This is a genomic window from Phytohabitans aurantiacus (assembly GCF_027923225.1).
Classification (GTDB): Bacteria; Actinomycetota; Actinomycetes; order Mycobacteriales; family Micromonosporaceae; genus Phytohabitans; species Phytohabitans aurantiacus.
In genome coordinates this window covers 60,635-74,785 of the sequence record NZ_BSDI01000037.1, presented here as the reverse complement: position 1 = coordinate 74,785, position 14,151 = coordinate 60,635, and the positions used below count along the sequence as shown (strand labels likewise).

General features: G+C 69.1%; 17 protein-coding genes. 11 read left to right on the top strand and 6 right to left on the bottom strand.

Features of this window, described 5'->3' with window-relative positions; translation table 11 throughout:
- Window positions 1–1,213, bottom strand: a 1,213-nt coding sequence (locus tag QMG73_RS30785) for a DUF222 domain-containing protein (protein ID WP_281901501.1), incomplete at its 3' end; no start/stop codon positions are given.
- 327 nt (window positions 1,214–1,540) lie between these two features.
- Here QMG73_RS30785 and QMG73_RS30780 point away from each other — a divergent pair.
- Entirely contained in the window at window positions 1,541–1,666 is a 126-nt protein-coding gene (locus QMG73_RS30780; protein WP_281901499.1) for a hypothetical protein, read from the top strand.
- Window positions 1,667–1,871: 205 nt separating this feature from the next.
- On the opposite strand, the gene QMG73_RS30775 is transcribed toward QMG73_RS30780, so the two are convergent.
- Together QMG73_RS30775 and QMG73_RS30770 are read right to left on the bottom strand one after the other, a co-directional pair.
- Complete coding sequence (locus QMG73_RS30775) at window positions 1,872–2,321, bottom strand: DinB family protein (protein ID WP_281901497.1); 450 nt, start codon at window positions 2,319–2,321, stop codon at window positions 1,872–1,874.
- Window positions 2,322–2,369: 48 nt separating this feature from the next.
- On the bottom strand, window positions 2,370–2,831 hold the full coding sequence (locus tag QMG73_RS30770) for a VOC family protein (protein WP_281901495.1): 462 nt from the start codon (window positions 2,829–2,831) through the stop codon (window positions 2,370–2,372).
- Between the two features lie 122 nt (window positions 2,832–2,953).
- Between QMG73_RS30770 and QMG73_RS30765 the strand changes: the two genes are divergently transcribed.
- Window positions 2,954–3,208 carry a hypothetical protein gene (locus tag QMG73_RS30765; RefSeq protein WP_281901493.1) on the top strand — a complete coding sequence of 85 codons (255 nt, stop codon included), beginning with the start codon at window positions 2,954–2,956 and terminating at the stop codon, window positions 3,206–3,208.
- A gap of 80 nt (window positions 3,209–3,288) precedes the next feature.
- Window positions 3,289–4,110 carry a hypothetical protein gene (locus QMG73_RS30760; protein WP_281901491.1) on the top strand — a complete coding sequence of 274 codons (822 nt, stop codon included), beginning with the start codon at window positions 3,289–3,291 and terminating at the stop codon, window positions 4,108–4,110.
- 13 nt (window positions 4,111–4,123) lie between these two features.
- On the opposite strand, the gene QMG73_RS30755 is transcribed toward QMG73_RS30760, so the two are convergent.
- Window positions 4,124–5,026, bottom strand: a complete 903-nt coding sequence (locus tag QMG73_RS30755; RefSeq protein ID WP_281901489.1) for a LysR family transcriptional regulator — start codon at window positions 5,024–5,026, stop codon at window positions 4,124–4,126.
- Between the two features lie 111 nt (window positions 5,027–5,137).
- Between QMG73_RS30755 and QMG73_RS30750 the strand changes: the two genes are divergently transcribed.
- From QMG73_RS30750 to QMG73_RS30735, 4 genes are all read left to right on the top strand, one after another.
- Window positions 5,138–5,578, top strand: a complete 441-nt coding sequence (locus QMG73_RS30750; protein WP_281901487.1) for a YybH family protein — start codon at window positions 5,138–5,140, stop codon at window positions 5,576–5,578.
- A 38-nt stretch (window positions 5,579–5,616) separates the two neighbouring features.
- Complete coding sequence (locus QMG73_RS30745; protein ID WP_281901486.1) at window positions 5,617–6,063, top strand: hypothetical protein; 447 nt, start codon at window positions 5,617–5,619, stop codon at window positions 6,061–6,063.
- Complete coding sequence (locus QMG73_RS30740; protein ID WP_281901485.1) at window positions 6,056–7,663, top strand: multicopper oxidase family protein; 1,608 nt, start codon at window positions 6,056–6,058, stop codon at window positions 7,661–7,663. The genes QMG73_RS30745 and QMG73_RS30740 overlap by 8 nt, the downstream gene beginning before the upstream one ends.
- A 103-nt stretch (window positions 7,664–7,766) precedes the next feature.
- Window positions 7,767–8,231, top strand: coding sequence for an LUD domain-containing protein (locus QMG73_RS30735; RefSeq protein ID WP_407676882.1), 465 nt, complete (start codon window positions 7,767–7,769; stop codon window positions 8,229–8,231).
- Here the strand turns inward: QMG73_RS30735 and QMG73_RS30730 are convergent.
- A complete protein-coding gene (locus QMG73_RS30730; protein WP_281901484.1) occupies window positions 8,202–8,678 on the bottom strand; it encodes a hypothetical protein in 477 nt (158 codons plus the stop codon). The genes QMG73_RS30735 and QMG73_RS30730 overlap by 30 nt on opposite strands.
- 114 nt (window positions 8,679–8,792) lie before the next feature.
- Window positions 8,793–9,248, bottom strand: a complete 456-nt coding sequence (locus QMG73_RS30725; protein ID WP_281901482.1) for an NADPH-dependent FMN reductase — start codon at window positions 9,246–9,248, stop codon at window positions 8,793–8,795.
- A gap of 348 nt (window positions 9,249–9,596) precedes the next feature.
- Between QMG73_RS30725 and QMG73_RS30720 the strand changes: the two genes are divergently transcribed.
- Genes QMG73_RS30720 through QMG73_RS30705 form a run of 4 tightly spaced genes read left to right on the top strand, consistent with a single transcriptional unit; the run spans window position 9,597 to window position 14,143 of the window.
- Window positions 9,597–10,277, top strand: coding sequence for a response regulator transcription factor (locus QMG73_RS30720; RefSeq protein ID WP_281901480.1), 681 nt, complete (start codon window positions 9,597–9,599; stop codon window positions 10,275–10,277).
- Window positions 10,274–11,317: a sensor histidine kinase gene (locus QMG73_RS30715; RefSeq protein WP_281901478.1), complete on the top strand. Its 1,044-nt coding sequence runs from the start codon at window positions 10,274–10,276 to the stop codon at window positions 11,315–11,317. The genes QMG73_RS30720 and QMG73_RS30715 overlap by 4 nt, the downstream gene beginning before the upstream one ends.
- On the top strand, window positions 11,244–12,800 hold the full coding sequence (locus QMG73_RS30710) for an amino acid adenylation domain-containing protein (protein ID WP_281901476.1): 1,557 nt from the start codon (window positions 11,244–11,246) through the stop codon (window positions 12,798–12,800). Before QMG73_RS30715 ends, QMG73_RS30710 begins: the two co-directional genes overlap by 74 nt.
- Window positions 12,797–14,143, top strand: coding sequence for a ferredoxin reductase domain-containing protein (locus QMG73_RS30705; RefSeq protein ID WP_281901474.1), 1,347 nt, complete (start codon window positions 12,797–12,799; stop codon window positions 14,141–14,143). Before QMG73_RS30710 ends, QMG73_RS30705 begins: the two co-directional genes overlap by 4 nt.
- The last annotated feature ends 8 nt before the right edge of the window (window positions 14,144–14,151 follow it).

Sequence of the window (14,151 nt, the reverse complement as noted above, 5' to 3'; positions counted from 1 at the left end):
GGGTGTTGCCGTCGTGGACGGTGAATCGCCATCGGCTGCGTCGTTGTTGTGCGGCGACTTGGCGTGCGATGTCGGCGATGACCGGCCCCCACCCAGCCAACTCGCCGGGCAGCTCGGTGAGCCCCATGAGCGTGGACAGCGGCACGGTGAGCTCCACGCCGCCGCGCACCGGCCCGGTCGTGGTGCTGGCTGGGCCGGCGCTGCCAGGCGCGGTGTCCCCGCAGGCCGTTGCGCCCGGCTCGGGCCGGCTGGTGGCCTCTGCCGCGCCGGGCGCATGGGCAGTCGCGGCCGTGCCGGGCCGCTCGGTCGTGCCGTGTGCCTGGCCGGTGCCGGGCTGCTCGGCTATGCCGGGCTGCCGGTTCGTGCCGTCGGCCTGGCTGGTGTCGAAGGGCGCGGCCATCGTCGGGGTCTTCGCCGCGTTGCAAGGCGCGGCGGACAACGCGGTCGCGGTGTTCAGGCCTTCGAGCAGGTCCAGGAACGTGTCCGCGCGTAGCTGATCAAGCGTCCGCTCGTCGCCCCCGCGTCGGGCGGCGCGGGCGATCGCGTCGATCCGCGCCGACGCTGCCGCGGCGCGTTCGGTGGGCAGGTTGGTGCCGCCCAGGAACGCGGTGCCCTCCGGCAGCAGCCCGTGATCCAGACGCCGATCCACGACACTCTTGTCACGGCGTTTGCGAGCCGCGTCGGGGTCGATGGTGATGACCAGCCGCTGCAACCGCACCCGCAACTGCCCCGTCGTCAGACCATCCGCGACCGGCAACAACCGCGCCGCCGCATCCCGCGCCACATCTTCGGGCAACACCGAAAGCACGTCACAGAACACCCGAGCCCGCGGAACGTCGATGTGCCCAGCCCGCAGCGCCGCGTACACGTCGGGGAGGCGTTCGACCACATCCACAGCAAGAGTGAGTTGCTCGCCGGCGGCGCGGCGGGTCCAACACAACGCGACCCGCACCTCATCGTCCGGATACCGGCTCAACCCTTTTAGGCGTTTGACCGGGCTGTCGAACGTGCCGGGCGGACAGTGCGCCACCTCGACGATGTCGGCCAGCAGCTCGGCTTGATCGTGGGCGACCTGGCGGGCGCGGGCCTGCATGACGGTGACCATGTCGTGGCCGTTGACACACGACCGGTCGATGCGCGCGAGGATGGCTGACAGGCCTGGACCGGGCGGCATGTCCGCCAGGTCTTCGGGGATGATCAGCCTCTCGATCACATGTTTGATTCTATCGAAATCCACCGACATTCGTTGCCCCGCAGGCGATCCGGCCGGGGTCGGGATGGCCACTGTCCACAATGGTGATCGCGGCACACGACCCTGCCCTGGTCGGGGTTGGTCGTGTGACGGCGGCGGGTGGGGCCGCGGGAGCAACGGCATGGAGCGCGGCGGACGTCGCGGTAGCTCGCGTCTTTCTTTGTTTGGACCTAGTCGATTTTTTGTCGTTCCTGCGGCAATAGGTCGTCTAGATCTATTGGTGTCCGGGGTTTGAGATGTGCATAGCGCCTATACCGCCGCGCGCCGAGCGCTTGAAGGTGGCATGGCGTGGAGTTGGTGGGCGTCGGGGTGGCTGAGTTCGTCAAGGATGGTCAGGGCCTGGCGCCAGTTGTCCCGGGCGGTGTCGTGGTCGCCGGCGACTTCGCCGCGACGGTCGCCGGTTTTCTGGTGTAAGCCGAGCGCGTGTCGACAGTGGATGATGGCGGTCGCGTGGTCGCCCCGCAGGGTGTGGTACCAACCGATGTTGTTGAGGATGCGGCCTGGCCGGCCCGATCGCCGATGCCGCGGTACAGGTCCAGGGCCAGGCGAAGGCCGGCCGTAGGCGCGGCCGTGTGCCTGGGGCGGCTGGGGCGTGGTAAGGGCGGCTGGTAGCACCGGATCAACGGCCGGTCTGGCCGTCGATCTGCTCGCGGATGATGTCGGCGTGCCCGGCATGGCGGGCGGTCTCCTCAATCACCGCGAGCAGCACCCACCGAAGATCGTGCGTCTTTCCGTTGCGGGTCACCGGTGCGTCCGCCTCCCCGACCACGGCGATGATCTCGTTGCTGGCATCACACGCGGCGCGGTACTCGGCGCGCAGGGTCCGTAGGGGCACCGCGGGGTCGACCCGCATCGACCGCTTGCCCCTGGACGCCTTCCCACCGGCGACGATCTCCTCGAACCACATCGACTCGACGAACGTCAGGTGCTGCAACAATCCGGCCAGGTTGGTACCCGAGTCAACCGTGCTGCGCCGGGCGTCCTCCTCACCGAGTCCGGCCAGCTTCTTCAGAACGCTGGCCCGCAACCCGTCGAGCACCGCGCGAAGCCGTTCGACTTCGGGAGTCATGCCGGGAGCGTAACGGTGAAGCCGGCACCTGACCGGCGGCCGCCTCGGCTAATCGAGGCAGAACTCATTGCCCTCGGGGTCGGTCATGACGATGTGGCCGGCGCTCATCGGTGGCTCGGGCTCGAAGCGGCGTACCCGGGTCGCTCCCAGCGCCACAAGCCGTTCGCAATCGGCTTCGAGGGCTGCCATCCGCTCGTCACCCTGCAATCCGGGAGCCGCACGTACGTCGAGATGCACGCGATTTTTGGCGGTTTTGCCTTCTGGAACCTGCTGAAAGAAGATCCGCGGCCCGCTCCCGTCCGGGTCCTCGATAGCCGATCTCGTGTTGCGCTGTTCCTTCGGTACGCCGGCCCGCTCGAGGAAATCGTCCCACGCGGCCAGGGGGTCGGCGCCCTCGGGCAACTCGGCTCCGGGCGGTCCGGGGTGGACGTAGCCAAGCGCGTCGCGCCAGAACGATGACAGCGCGCTCGGGTCATGGGCGTCGAAGGTGATTTGAATCTGACGGCTCATCGGTTCCCACTCCGTTCGTGGCTGATTGTGCGTGAGAAGTCTTCCAGGCCCGGAAGACCAGGCCAACGCAACGCTCCGTACATGACGCGGGGTAGGCGCAGCCCTTGTGAAAGCATGTCCTGGTGCTGCGGTATGACGAAGCAGATCTCGTAGCCTACGTCGCTGAACATTCCTCCGGGGTGGCGCTCGCGTTGGACGACACGTCCGATGAAGTCGCCGCGGTCGCGGCGCTCCGGCCTGCGGTACGCGAGATCAGCCGGATACCGCATCCACTTGAGCCCGATTCACCGCTGCCGAACGGGTGCACTGTCCTGCACGAGGATGGTGTGCCGGTGTTCCATCTGGACATGAAGGACGAGACGCAGTATGCGGAGTAGATCGTCCGGATCATCCGCGACGAGCTCCGATCGGCCGGCGTCGATGGCCAGCTGGAGCCGAGACTCCCGCCGGCTTCCCGGTGCCCGACAACGCCACGCTCGTGCTCGCGCAGTCCGCCCGTGACGGTGCCTGGGAACATGCCGCGTGGCGACGCGCGAGCCGGCCATTCATCGGGTACGCCGACCGGTTGCGGGCTTTCGGCTGCGAGTTCGGCACCGTGCCGACCGCCGAATTCGCCGACTTCATTCCCGCGACGTGCATAGCCAGGTACTCGCTGCGGCGGGCTGGGCAAGGCGGCAGCGTCTCCTTTTACCACGAGTGGCGCAAGCCGGTGCAGCAGCCGTCGAGCTGGTATGTCAGCGTCGTCTGGCGAACCCGTCTCGATCCGACCCACGCCTCACCCGATCCGACCCACGCCTCACCCGAGCAAGCCGAGCCGGCTGTGTTCGACTTCCCGCCCCGGCAGGTCACGGCCGGAGAGACGGTACTGGCGCTGCGCGAGGCGGCACTCGCCGTTGCCGAAGCGCTTGATGGTCCACATTGCCACCATGAGCCTACGTTTCCCCAGTGGCTGTACGGGCGGCTCGCCCCCTGGATGGTACGGATGCGCCTTCCACTGGCCCACGACGACGCCGGCTATCTGTACGCACCGGATGTCCGACAGGCGATCGCGTCGCTCGACGCCGATCACGTCATCGGCGTCGAGGCCCTGCTGGCTTTGCGGACAGTCGCGACGGTGCTGGATCCGTTGTTCCACAACCTGCGCTCGGCCGAACTGGTCGAGGGCACTGCCCGGCTCGACCGGACGGTCGAGGGCATCGGAGCCGACCAGCTGATCGACCTACGCGACGCTCTCCGACACATCGTCTCGCGCCGGCACGCTCCGCCGGCAACACCCTGATTGAGCAAGTCGGTCAGGAGCGCGTGTCTTGGGGAACGTCGGTCGGCCAGTTCCAGCTGGTGATGGTGGTGCGCATCAGTTGGGCCGCGGTCGACAGGTGGCTGTCGGCGCCCCAGTAGAGGGTGACGGCGCGGGCGCAGTCGGGCTCGTCGACATCGATCCAGGCGACGGGGGCACGGGTGGCGCTGCGGCGGGCGAGGGCGGGCACGAGCCCGATGCCAAGGCCGGCGCTGATCAGGTCGGCGATGGCGCTGTGTTCGTCGCTCTCGCAGACGATCTTCGGGGTGAGGTCTCGTGCGGCGAACAGCCGGTCGAGCAGTCTGCGGAGCCAGTGTCCCTTGCGCGCGGTGACGAACGGCTGGTCGGCGAGCTCATCGATGGTTACGGACGTCCGGCCGGCAAGCGGATGGTCGAGTGGCGCACCCACGCCTACGGCCTCGTGGAAGAGCCGCGCGGCCTCCAGTCCCTCGGTGTCGATCGGTTGCGAGGCGAGGCACAGGTCGACCTCTTGGGCGCGGAGGCGGCGGGCCATGTCATCGGCGGGTGACCAGTGCAGCTCGACCTCGGCCGCGGGGTGCGCTCGCTTGTAGACGGCCAGCGGACCGGTGAGGGTGAGGAAGGTTTCCGATGCCAGTCTGACGGTGCCCAATCCGTGGCTGGTGGCGTCGGTGACGGCGCGCCGGCCCGCGTCCAGCTCGCCGAGCGCCCGTTCGACGTGATGGCGGAAGACCTTGCCCATGTCGTTGAGGCGCAGGCGGCCACCGCGATCGAACAGTGGCACGCCCAGTTCGCTTTCCAGCCGGGCGATGGTGCGGCTCAGCGAGGGCTGGGCGACGCGGAGTTCCTCGGCCGCCCGGCTGAGGTGCTCCAGGCGCGCCACGACGAGGAACTGTTTCAGCGAGTTGAGCTCCATCATGCCTTCCAGTGCATAACGCCATAGCGATACTGATCTTAGACAAGATAGCTCTACTGACATAGCTTTGGCATGGAAGCAGCCAAGACCCCACCGCGAAGGGATGGTCACGCAATGTCAACGCAGTACGAGGTCGACGAAGCAGCGATCCGCCAGCAGATCGAGACGATCGTCGAAGCACTCCGGACCAAGGACCTCGACGCCCTGAAGCAGCCCTACTCGACGGACGTCGTGTCATTCGACATCGACCCTCCGCTGCAGCACGTGGGCATCGACGCGAAGCTCAAGAACTGGGCGAACGTTTTCGCCTTCTTCGAAGACGTGCGCTACGAGCTTCGCGATCTGACTCTCACGGTCGGCGACGAGGTGGCGTTCGGGCATGCCTTCGGTCGTCTCACCGGCACGTTGAAGGACGGCACGGCGACGACCGGCATGTGGGTCCGGGTGACGTACGGCTTGCGGAGGATCGACGGCACCTGGCTGATCACGCACGACCAGGTCTCCGTGCCGCTCGACATCCGCAGCGGCAAAGGGGTTGTCGACCTCGAGCCCTGACAGTCGCACGGTCCGAAACGATGTGAGGAGGACGCTTCATGGTCACCGCGACCACGAGCGGCGGCACGGCCCGAGCCGATGCCGCGCACCGGACGAGTCTCGCCGGCTGGGTCGTGCGGGCCATCATCAGCGCGCACATGATCGCGATCGTCGGCCAGCCCGTGTTCGCCGGCGTTTATCTGAGCGGGAACTTCGACGGCCTTCGCTGGCATGCGATCGGCGCCGACGTCGTCACCTCGCTCGGCTACCTGCAGGTGATCACGGCGGCAGCGGTCTGGGTCCAACTGCGGCACAGCGGGCTGTTCCTTACCTCGCTCGCCGTGGTGGCGGCGGAGACCGTGCAGTACTTCGCGGGCATGGATGGCGCTCTGTGGCTGCACCTCCCGTTGGGTGTGCTGACGATCGTCGTGCTCACCGTGCAGTTCATCGTCGTGTGGCGTCAGCCGCTGCGGCCGGTCTCACGTCCGGAGGGCGGGGATGCGTGAGCACCGTGGCATGACCCGGCGCCGGGCGCTGGGCATCGGTGGGGCGCTCGGACTGCTCGCCACCACCGGGCTGTCGGCCGCGGCCGCGCTTGCCCGGCGCCCGTCATTCACCGGCGCCCAGCTGCGCAGCACTGCCGCGTTGCCACCGCCGTTCCAGACTCCGATGCCAGTTCCGTCCGTGCTCAGACCGGTCAGCACCTCGGAAGGTGCCGACCGGTACGAGATCACCCAGCGGGAGGCGACCCTGCAGGTCCTACCCGGGATCAGCACACCGATGTGGACGTACGGGGGCACGTTCCCGGGCCCCACGATCGAGTCGCGCCGCGGCCGCAAGGTGATCGTGACCCATCACAACGAGCTGCCGGTGCCGACCGTGGTGCACCTGCACGGCGGGCGCACTCCCGCCGCGCACGACGGGTACCCGACCGACCTGGTGCTCCCCGCCGCGTGGTCTCACCTCGCACTGCACGGCGGCCACGCGGGCCATGGCTCTGCCGGCGGACACGGCATGACGGACGCCCGGGCGGTCGTGACGAACAGGCAGCGCGCGTACGAGTTCCCGCTCGACCAGCGCGCGACGATGCTGTGGTATCACGACCACCGGATGGACTTCACCGCACCGGCGATCTGGCGCGGCCTCGCCGGGCTGCACTTCGTGCGCGACGACGTAGATGACGCCCTGGACCTGCCCCGAGGCGACCACGAACTGCCGATGATGATCGCCGACCGCGCCTTCGACGCCGACGGGCGGCTGGCGTACCCGGCGCTCGACCCGACCCTGACCGGCCAGCCCGGCGTCACCGAGGCGTACCTGGCAGGCGTCCTCGGTGACGTGATCCTCGTCAACGGCGCACCATGGCCTGTACATGAGGTCGACACCGGTGTCTACCGGCTGCGCATCCTCAACGGCTCCAACGCCAGGCACTATGAACTCGAGGCCGTCGCCGAGAACGGCCGCACGCTCCCACTTGTGCAGATCGGCGCCGACCAGGGGCTGCTCGCGGCCCCGGTACGACACGAACATCTACCGATCGCTCCCGCCGAACGATACGACCTGCTGATCGACTTCGGCGGCCTGCCGGTCGGTTCGCGGGTCCGGCTGGCCAACCGCCTCGGGACCGGCCGCACCGCCGACGTCATGCAGTTCCACGTCGTGCGCCACGGCGCGAGCGCCCCGATCCCGGACAGGCTCGCCGACGACCTGCCGGAATGGGACAGATCGCAGGCAACCGTGATCCGAGATTTCGCGTTTCGGGCCGGCCGGATGAACGGGCGCCACGGCTGGCTCATCGACGGCCAGCCGTTCGACCCGGCCCGCACCGACGTCACCACGCGCCTCGGCGACATCGAAGTCTGGCGGCTCATCGCCGACGTCCACCACCCGATCCACCTCCACCTCGTCGGGTTCCGCGTCCTGTCCCGCGGCGGCGCCGAACCCCTCCCACACGACGCGGGTCTGAAAGACACCATCTCCCTACGCCCCGGTGAGTCCGCGGAAATCATCACCCGCTTCGACGGATACCGAGGCCGCTACCTGTTCCACTGTCACAACGCCGAACACGAGGACATGGGCATGATGGCCAACCTCGAGATCGTCTGACGAGCGCTCAACCCCCACCCCATCCAGAAAGGCTCAGCGACATCATGACCACCGCAGTTCCGCAAACACCCTTCGTCGAAGCGGCGCCCAAACAGCGACTGGAGTGTTCACCGGGGCTAGCGAGACCCTCCGCCTGTCCGGCATCGACGTAGACATCAACGGCAGCGGGCGATACCAGTCCGTCAAGGCACGCACCCGAACCATGGACCGCGCCACCCAACTGGCCGAGATCTGGCGGATGCTCGCCTGCCCCGACGTCATCGTCGGCAGCGTCGCGGCGGTCACCGAGACCGGATCCCTGGTGGCCGCCTCGGCCAGCGGAAGCCAGTTGGCCGGCTACTCGGGCGCCGCCGCCCGCGCCATCTGGATCGTCGGGGCGCAGAAGGTCGTACCCGACCTGGACACCGCGCTCCGGCGCGTCGAAGACCACTGCCTGCCGCTGGAACACGAACGCGCCATGACGGCCTACGGACAGCCCAGCGCCCTGAACCGCCTGCTCATCCTCAACGCAGAACCGCACCCGGGGCGCGGCACCGTCCTACTGCTCCGCGAAGCCATCGGATTCTGAACCACCAGGTGTGTTAACCATCCTCCGCGCCCACTCGTAGCCGGCGAGCGCCAGGGCTACGTCCAACTCGTGCTGCTTGGCCGGGGATAGCGTGCCAATCCGCTTGATCAGCGACTCCTCGCTGACAGCCGTGCTCCAGGTGCAAAAGACTTTCCCGTCCTTGGGTAGCGCCACTCGGACCACGCCGCTCTCTGCCAGGCCCTCCTCGGCTCCGAAGGAGACCTCGACGCCGATGACCGCGTCCGGCCCGGCCTCCTCGACGATCCGGCGTCGCTCATCGACGTCGACCGCCTGCTCGCCAGACATCAGGACGAATCCGAGCTTCTGCGCCGGGGTGGCCGGTTCAACGATCTGCATGGCGCGGAACTCCGGCCCCGCACCTCCCTGGAGCAGCACGAGAGGCCGCTCCTCGTCGAACTGAGCCCACCAAACCTCGCCGCGCTCCACATGCCCTCCCTGTACATCCAGCATGTTCGGTTGCGCCCGCAACGGCAAATGAGCATGCTGGTGGGCACCGACGGCTCTGGAAAGCCCAACGGCCCAGGAGCCGATAGCGCATGCTCACGCGGCCACCGTCTGATCGGCGGCCGCACGCAGCGGCTGGAGTGCCCCGGACCAGGCGATGACCTCGTCGAGCAGTTCGTTGAGGGTCGGCTCCTGGTGTGGGCCAGGGGCGATGGTGCCGGGCTCGGTCGGGTCGGAGATCTCGAAATCGGTGAAGGCTGACAACGCGACCTGGGTGCGCACGTTGGCCACCTGGAGCTCGGTCATGACATGCCGCAGGTGCTCCACGGCGCGCACGCCGCCGTGCACGCCGTGGCTGACGAAGCCGGCTGCCTTGTTGTTCCACTCGGCGAACAGGAAGTCGATGGCGTTCTTCAGCGCGGCGGGGGCCGAGTGGTTGTACTCGGGGGTGACGAAGACGAAGCCGTCGAAGGAGCCGATGGTCTGGGCCCACCGGTTGGTGTGCGCGTGGTGGTAGGCGCCGAACAGGGCGGGCAAGGGCTCGTCCAGCACCGACAGGCCGTACTCGGCCAGCCCTGCACCTGCTGGTACTGATCTCAGCTGGACTGCCGGCCCACCTCGCCGCACCGCCCGTCGACGAAATCACCACGACGGTCACCGCGGGCGTCCACACCTTCCTCCACGGTCACCTCCGCCGAGACGAGTAGATGGCCGAGGAGGCCGGCTGTGCGATCGATTCGGGGTAGCGGTATCGGGTGGTTATCGCGCTTCCTTGAATCATTCCGTATAAGCCACCGAAACCGATCGTCCAATTTGGAACACTTCAAAAGTATTGATAGGTAACAATGTTTTTGGTTCCGACTCCCTGACAATCGCGTCGGCTGATGTCATGATGTTGGAGTGGATGAGCGTTCAACCGACGACTCGCGGCGGGTTCTCCTCGTGGAAGACGATGGCGAACTGGCCGAAATGTTGGTTGCGCTGTTCGCCGCCGAGGGCTATCCCATCGACCACGCGTCCGACGGCCAGCGTGGACTCCACTTCGGACTGACTCGGCAGTACAGGCTGATTGTCGTGGATCGCGGGCTGCCGGGAATGGACGGCCTGGAGGTCGTCGCGCGCCTGCGCCAGCGGGCAGTGAGCGCCCGCGTCCTGATGCTGACCGCGCTCGGCGACACCGCCGATCTGGTCGCCGGGCTCGACGCCGGCGCCGACGACTACCTCGCCAAACCCTTTGAGATAGCGGAGTTGCTGGCCCGGGTGCGGGCGTTGAGCCGGCGCCCGGTCGACGACGCGGAAGTGATTCCGTTGGGTGCGGCGCGGCTCGACATGGCGCTGCGCGGTGCGCATTTACCCAATGGCGAATTCGTCAGTCTGTCGGGGCGCGAGTTCGCGCTGATCCGTTCGCTCGCGACGCGACCACGAGCGGTGCACAGCCGTGCCCAGTTGCGCGGCCGGATATTCCACGGAGCCGACTCCGAGTCCATAGTGGATACCTATGTGCACTATCTGCGGCGCAAACTGGGGCCCGGTATCGTGCGCACCATCCACGGGTTGGGTTACCAGATCGGCGCCCTGTGAGCGCAGCGACCCAGGACCGGGAAAGGCGCCTCCTGTGCCGGGCCCGACTGGTGATGGCGGCGAGTGTCGCTTCGGCGATCAGTGGCGTGGTCCTGCTCGTCGGCGGGGTGGCCTGCCTGCTGGTGGGGCTGGTCGTGGCGGTCACCGTCGGCGGCCTGGTGGCCCGGCGGGTGCTGGACCCGATGGCCGAACTGCTGGACCGGCGCTCCCGCCTCGTCGCCGACGCGAGCCACGAGCTGCGGGCACCCCTCACGCGCCTGCACGTGCGCAGCCAGCTCCTTCTGCGGCGAGCCGACGAGCTGCCCGAGCCGCTCGCGACGGAGCTGCGCCGGATGGTGGCGGGCACCCGCGAGCTCGGCGAGGTGCTCGACGACGTGTTGCGCGGCGCGCGGCTGGGCTCGGACGCCGCCGGAAACGAGCGGGTCGACCTCGCCGCGGTCGCCGCCGACCTGCTCGCCGCGGAGGCGGGGCGCCTGGACGAGCGCGGCTTGTCCGCGGAACTCGAGGTGGGAGCCGGGCCGCTCGTGGTGCCGGGGATCGTGTCCGCCCTGCGGCGGATGGTGTCGGCGTTGCTGGACAACGCTATCGGGCACACGCCGCCGCAGGGACGCATCACGGTCTCCGTTACGGCCGTCGACGGCGGCGGCGCGGTGGAGTTGGTCGTCGCGGACACCGGTGTCGGCTTCGATCCGGCGCGGGCCGGCACGATGTTCGACCGGTTCGTCCGGGGGACCGCCGGCACCGGCCAGCGGTTCGGCATCGGGCTCGCGCTGACCCGGGAGGTCGTCGAGAGCCACGGCGGCACCATCACCGCTGCCGGCCAGCCCGGGCGGGGCGCGCGATTCACCGTGCGGCTGCCCACGGCGCCGGCCCGGACGCCTTCTAAGAACGTTCTGAGATCTCTCCACAAGCATCGATGTACATGTGCGGCTGGCGCGCACACATCGATCGGAGGGACATGCCGCGATGTATCAGCAACTGATCGAACGGACCTCGACGGCCTGGTCCACACCCCTGCTGGACCATCTGTCAGGCCATGACCGCCGCAGGTTCCAGCTCTTCGGGCAGGGGCTGGTCGCGGCGGTACCGGACACCCACATCCACCACGCGTTCGAGCGGCACGCGGCAACCCGCCCGGACGCCACCGCCGCCGAACACCACGGCGAGACGATCACCTACGGCGAGCTGGACCGCCAGGCGAACCGGCTCGCCGCCCGGCTGGCCGGCCACGGCGTCCGCCCCGGCGACAACGTCGCGGTGTTCGTCCGGCGCGGCATTCCCATGCTGGTCGGGATACTCGGCGTCCTGAAGGCCGGCGCCGCGTACGTCCCGCAGGACGCCGGCCTCGCCCCGACCGCCCACCTCCGCCACGTCATCGACGCCGCGGCGACCCGGGTCATCCTGACCACGTCCGGCGTCGCCGATCGGATACCGGTGCCCGCCGGCCACCGCCTCATCGCCATCGACACCCTGATGTCGTCGGACGACGGGGGCGACCAGTACCGCCCGGTCGGCGCCGGCGAGAACTGCTATGTGCTGTTCACCTCCGGCACCACCGGCCGCCCCAACGGCGTCGCCGTCACCCACCGCAACGTCTGCAACATCCTGCTCACCGCGCCCGGAGACCTCGGCATCCGGCCGGGATGGCGGGTCGGGCAGCTGCTCAACGTGGCGTTCGACATGGCGGCGTGGGAGATCCTGGGCTGCCTCAGCCACGGCGCCACCCTCGTCATCCGGGGCCAGGACATCGCCGAGACCGCCCAGCGCGTCGACGTCATCGTCGCCACCCCGACCGTCCTGGGTGGACTCGACCCCGACCGGTGCGGGCCGGTGAAGGTGGTGGCGGTGGCCGGCGAGCCCTGCCCGCGAGCACTCGCCGACCGGTGGGCCCGCCGCGCCGCCTTCTACAACGCGTGCGGCCCCACCGAAACCACCATCGTCAACACGATGCACCGCCACGACCCCGCCGGACCGCTCACCATCGGGCGCCCCACACCCAACAACACCGTGTACGTGCTCGACCCGACCGGACATCCATGCCCTATCGGCGCCACCGGCGAAATGTGGGCCGGGGGAGACTGCGTCTCCGCCGGATACCTGGGCGACGCGGCACTGAACGCGGAGCGCTACGTCCCCGACCCGTTCCTCGGCGGCGACCGCCTGATGTTCCGCACCCGGGACCTCGGCCGCTGGACCCCGGACGGGCGACTGGAGCACCTGGGCCGCACGGACGACCAGGTCAAGGTCCGCGGATTCCGCGTGGAGCTGGATTCGGTATCGGCCATCCTCGAGTCGGTACCGGGCTGCCGGCGGGCGGTCACGCTCAAGCTCGACGATCGCAGCCTCGTCTCCTTCGTCGCGCCCGGCCACGTCGACCCGGAGATCGCCAGGCAGGCGGTCGCCTCCGTGCTGCCCTACTACTGCGTCCCCACGGTCGTGTACCCGCTGCCCGTCCTGCCCGAGACCAGCCGCGGAAAGATCGACAAGGCGGCGCTGCGGCACATCATGGGGTTGGCGGCATGAGCGTCATCAGCCCGGCCGCTCCCGCCGCCTCCGCCGCCGACCAGCTCGCACTGCCACCACCGACCTCGCCGCTGCGCCGGCTCCTCAAGCATCCCCGGCTGATGCACCACAACCGCCTCGCCGCTCTCGTCGGCGTCGCGAACCTGGCCCTGCTCGGTCACGCCCTCACGGGTGGCGGCTGGTGGTCGGGCGGACACATCGACCTCGCGGCCATCTCCGCGGCGGTACTGGCCAACTTCGCGCTCGCCATCCTCATCCGCCAGCAGTACGTCGTCAACCTGCTGTTCTGGCTCGCCACCCGAGCGCCCACCCACTGGCCGCTGCGGATCCGCTGGACCCTGGCGAAGGTGTACCACTTCGGCGGGCTGCACGTCGGCGGCGCCCTCGCCGGGACGCTGTGGTTTCTCGTCCTCAGCGGCTCGCTCACCGTCGCCGCGCTGCGCGGCGATCCGGCGGTCTCCACCGGCCTGCTCGTCGTCTCGTACGCGCTGCTGGCCCTGCTGGCCGTCATCGTGGCGATGGCGCGCCCCGGCTACCGGGCCAGGCGGCACGACCGGTTCGAACGGGCGCACCGGTTCGGCGGCTGGAGCGCGCTGGTCCTGTTCTGGGTACAGACCGTGCTGTCCGTCCGTCCGGAACCCGGCAGCCCGCTGGCCGCGCCGCAGCTCTGGGTACTGGCCCTGCTCACCTTCAGCGTCGCGCTGCCGTGGTTGCGCCTGCGCCGGGTACGGGTGGATGTCAGCCGGCCCTCCAACCACGTGGCGCTGGCGCGCTTCAACCACGGGGTGACCCCGTTCGCCGGATCGTCCACCGCGATCAGCCGCCGTCCACTGTGGGAATGGCACTCGTTCGCCAATGTGCCGGCCCCGGGCGAGGCCGGCTTCCGGCTCACCATCTCCCGCGCCGGCGACTGGACCGGGTCGTTCATCGACGACATGCCGACGCACGTGTGGGTCAAGGGCATCACGACCGCGGGGGTCGCCAACATCGAGACCCTGTTCACCAAGGTGGTGTACGTCGCCACCGGCAGCGGCATCGGCCCGGTACTGCCGCATCTGCTGGCCCGGAAGGTGCCCTCCCGGCTGGTCTGGGCGACCCGCAGCCCGCGAGCCACCTACGGCGACGAGCTGGTCGACGAGATCCTGGCCGGCCAGCCCGACGCGACCGTGTGGGACACCGCCGAACACGGCAAGCCCGACATGGTCCAGCTGGCCTACGCCGCGTACGTGGCGTTCGGGGCCGAGGCCGTCATCTGCATCTCGAACAAGAAGCTGACCTGGCAGGTCGTCCACGGCCTGGAACGCCGGGGAATCCCGGCGTACGGCGCCATCTGGGACTCCTAAGTGGAGGG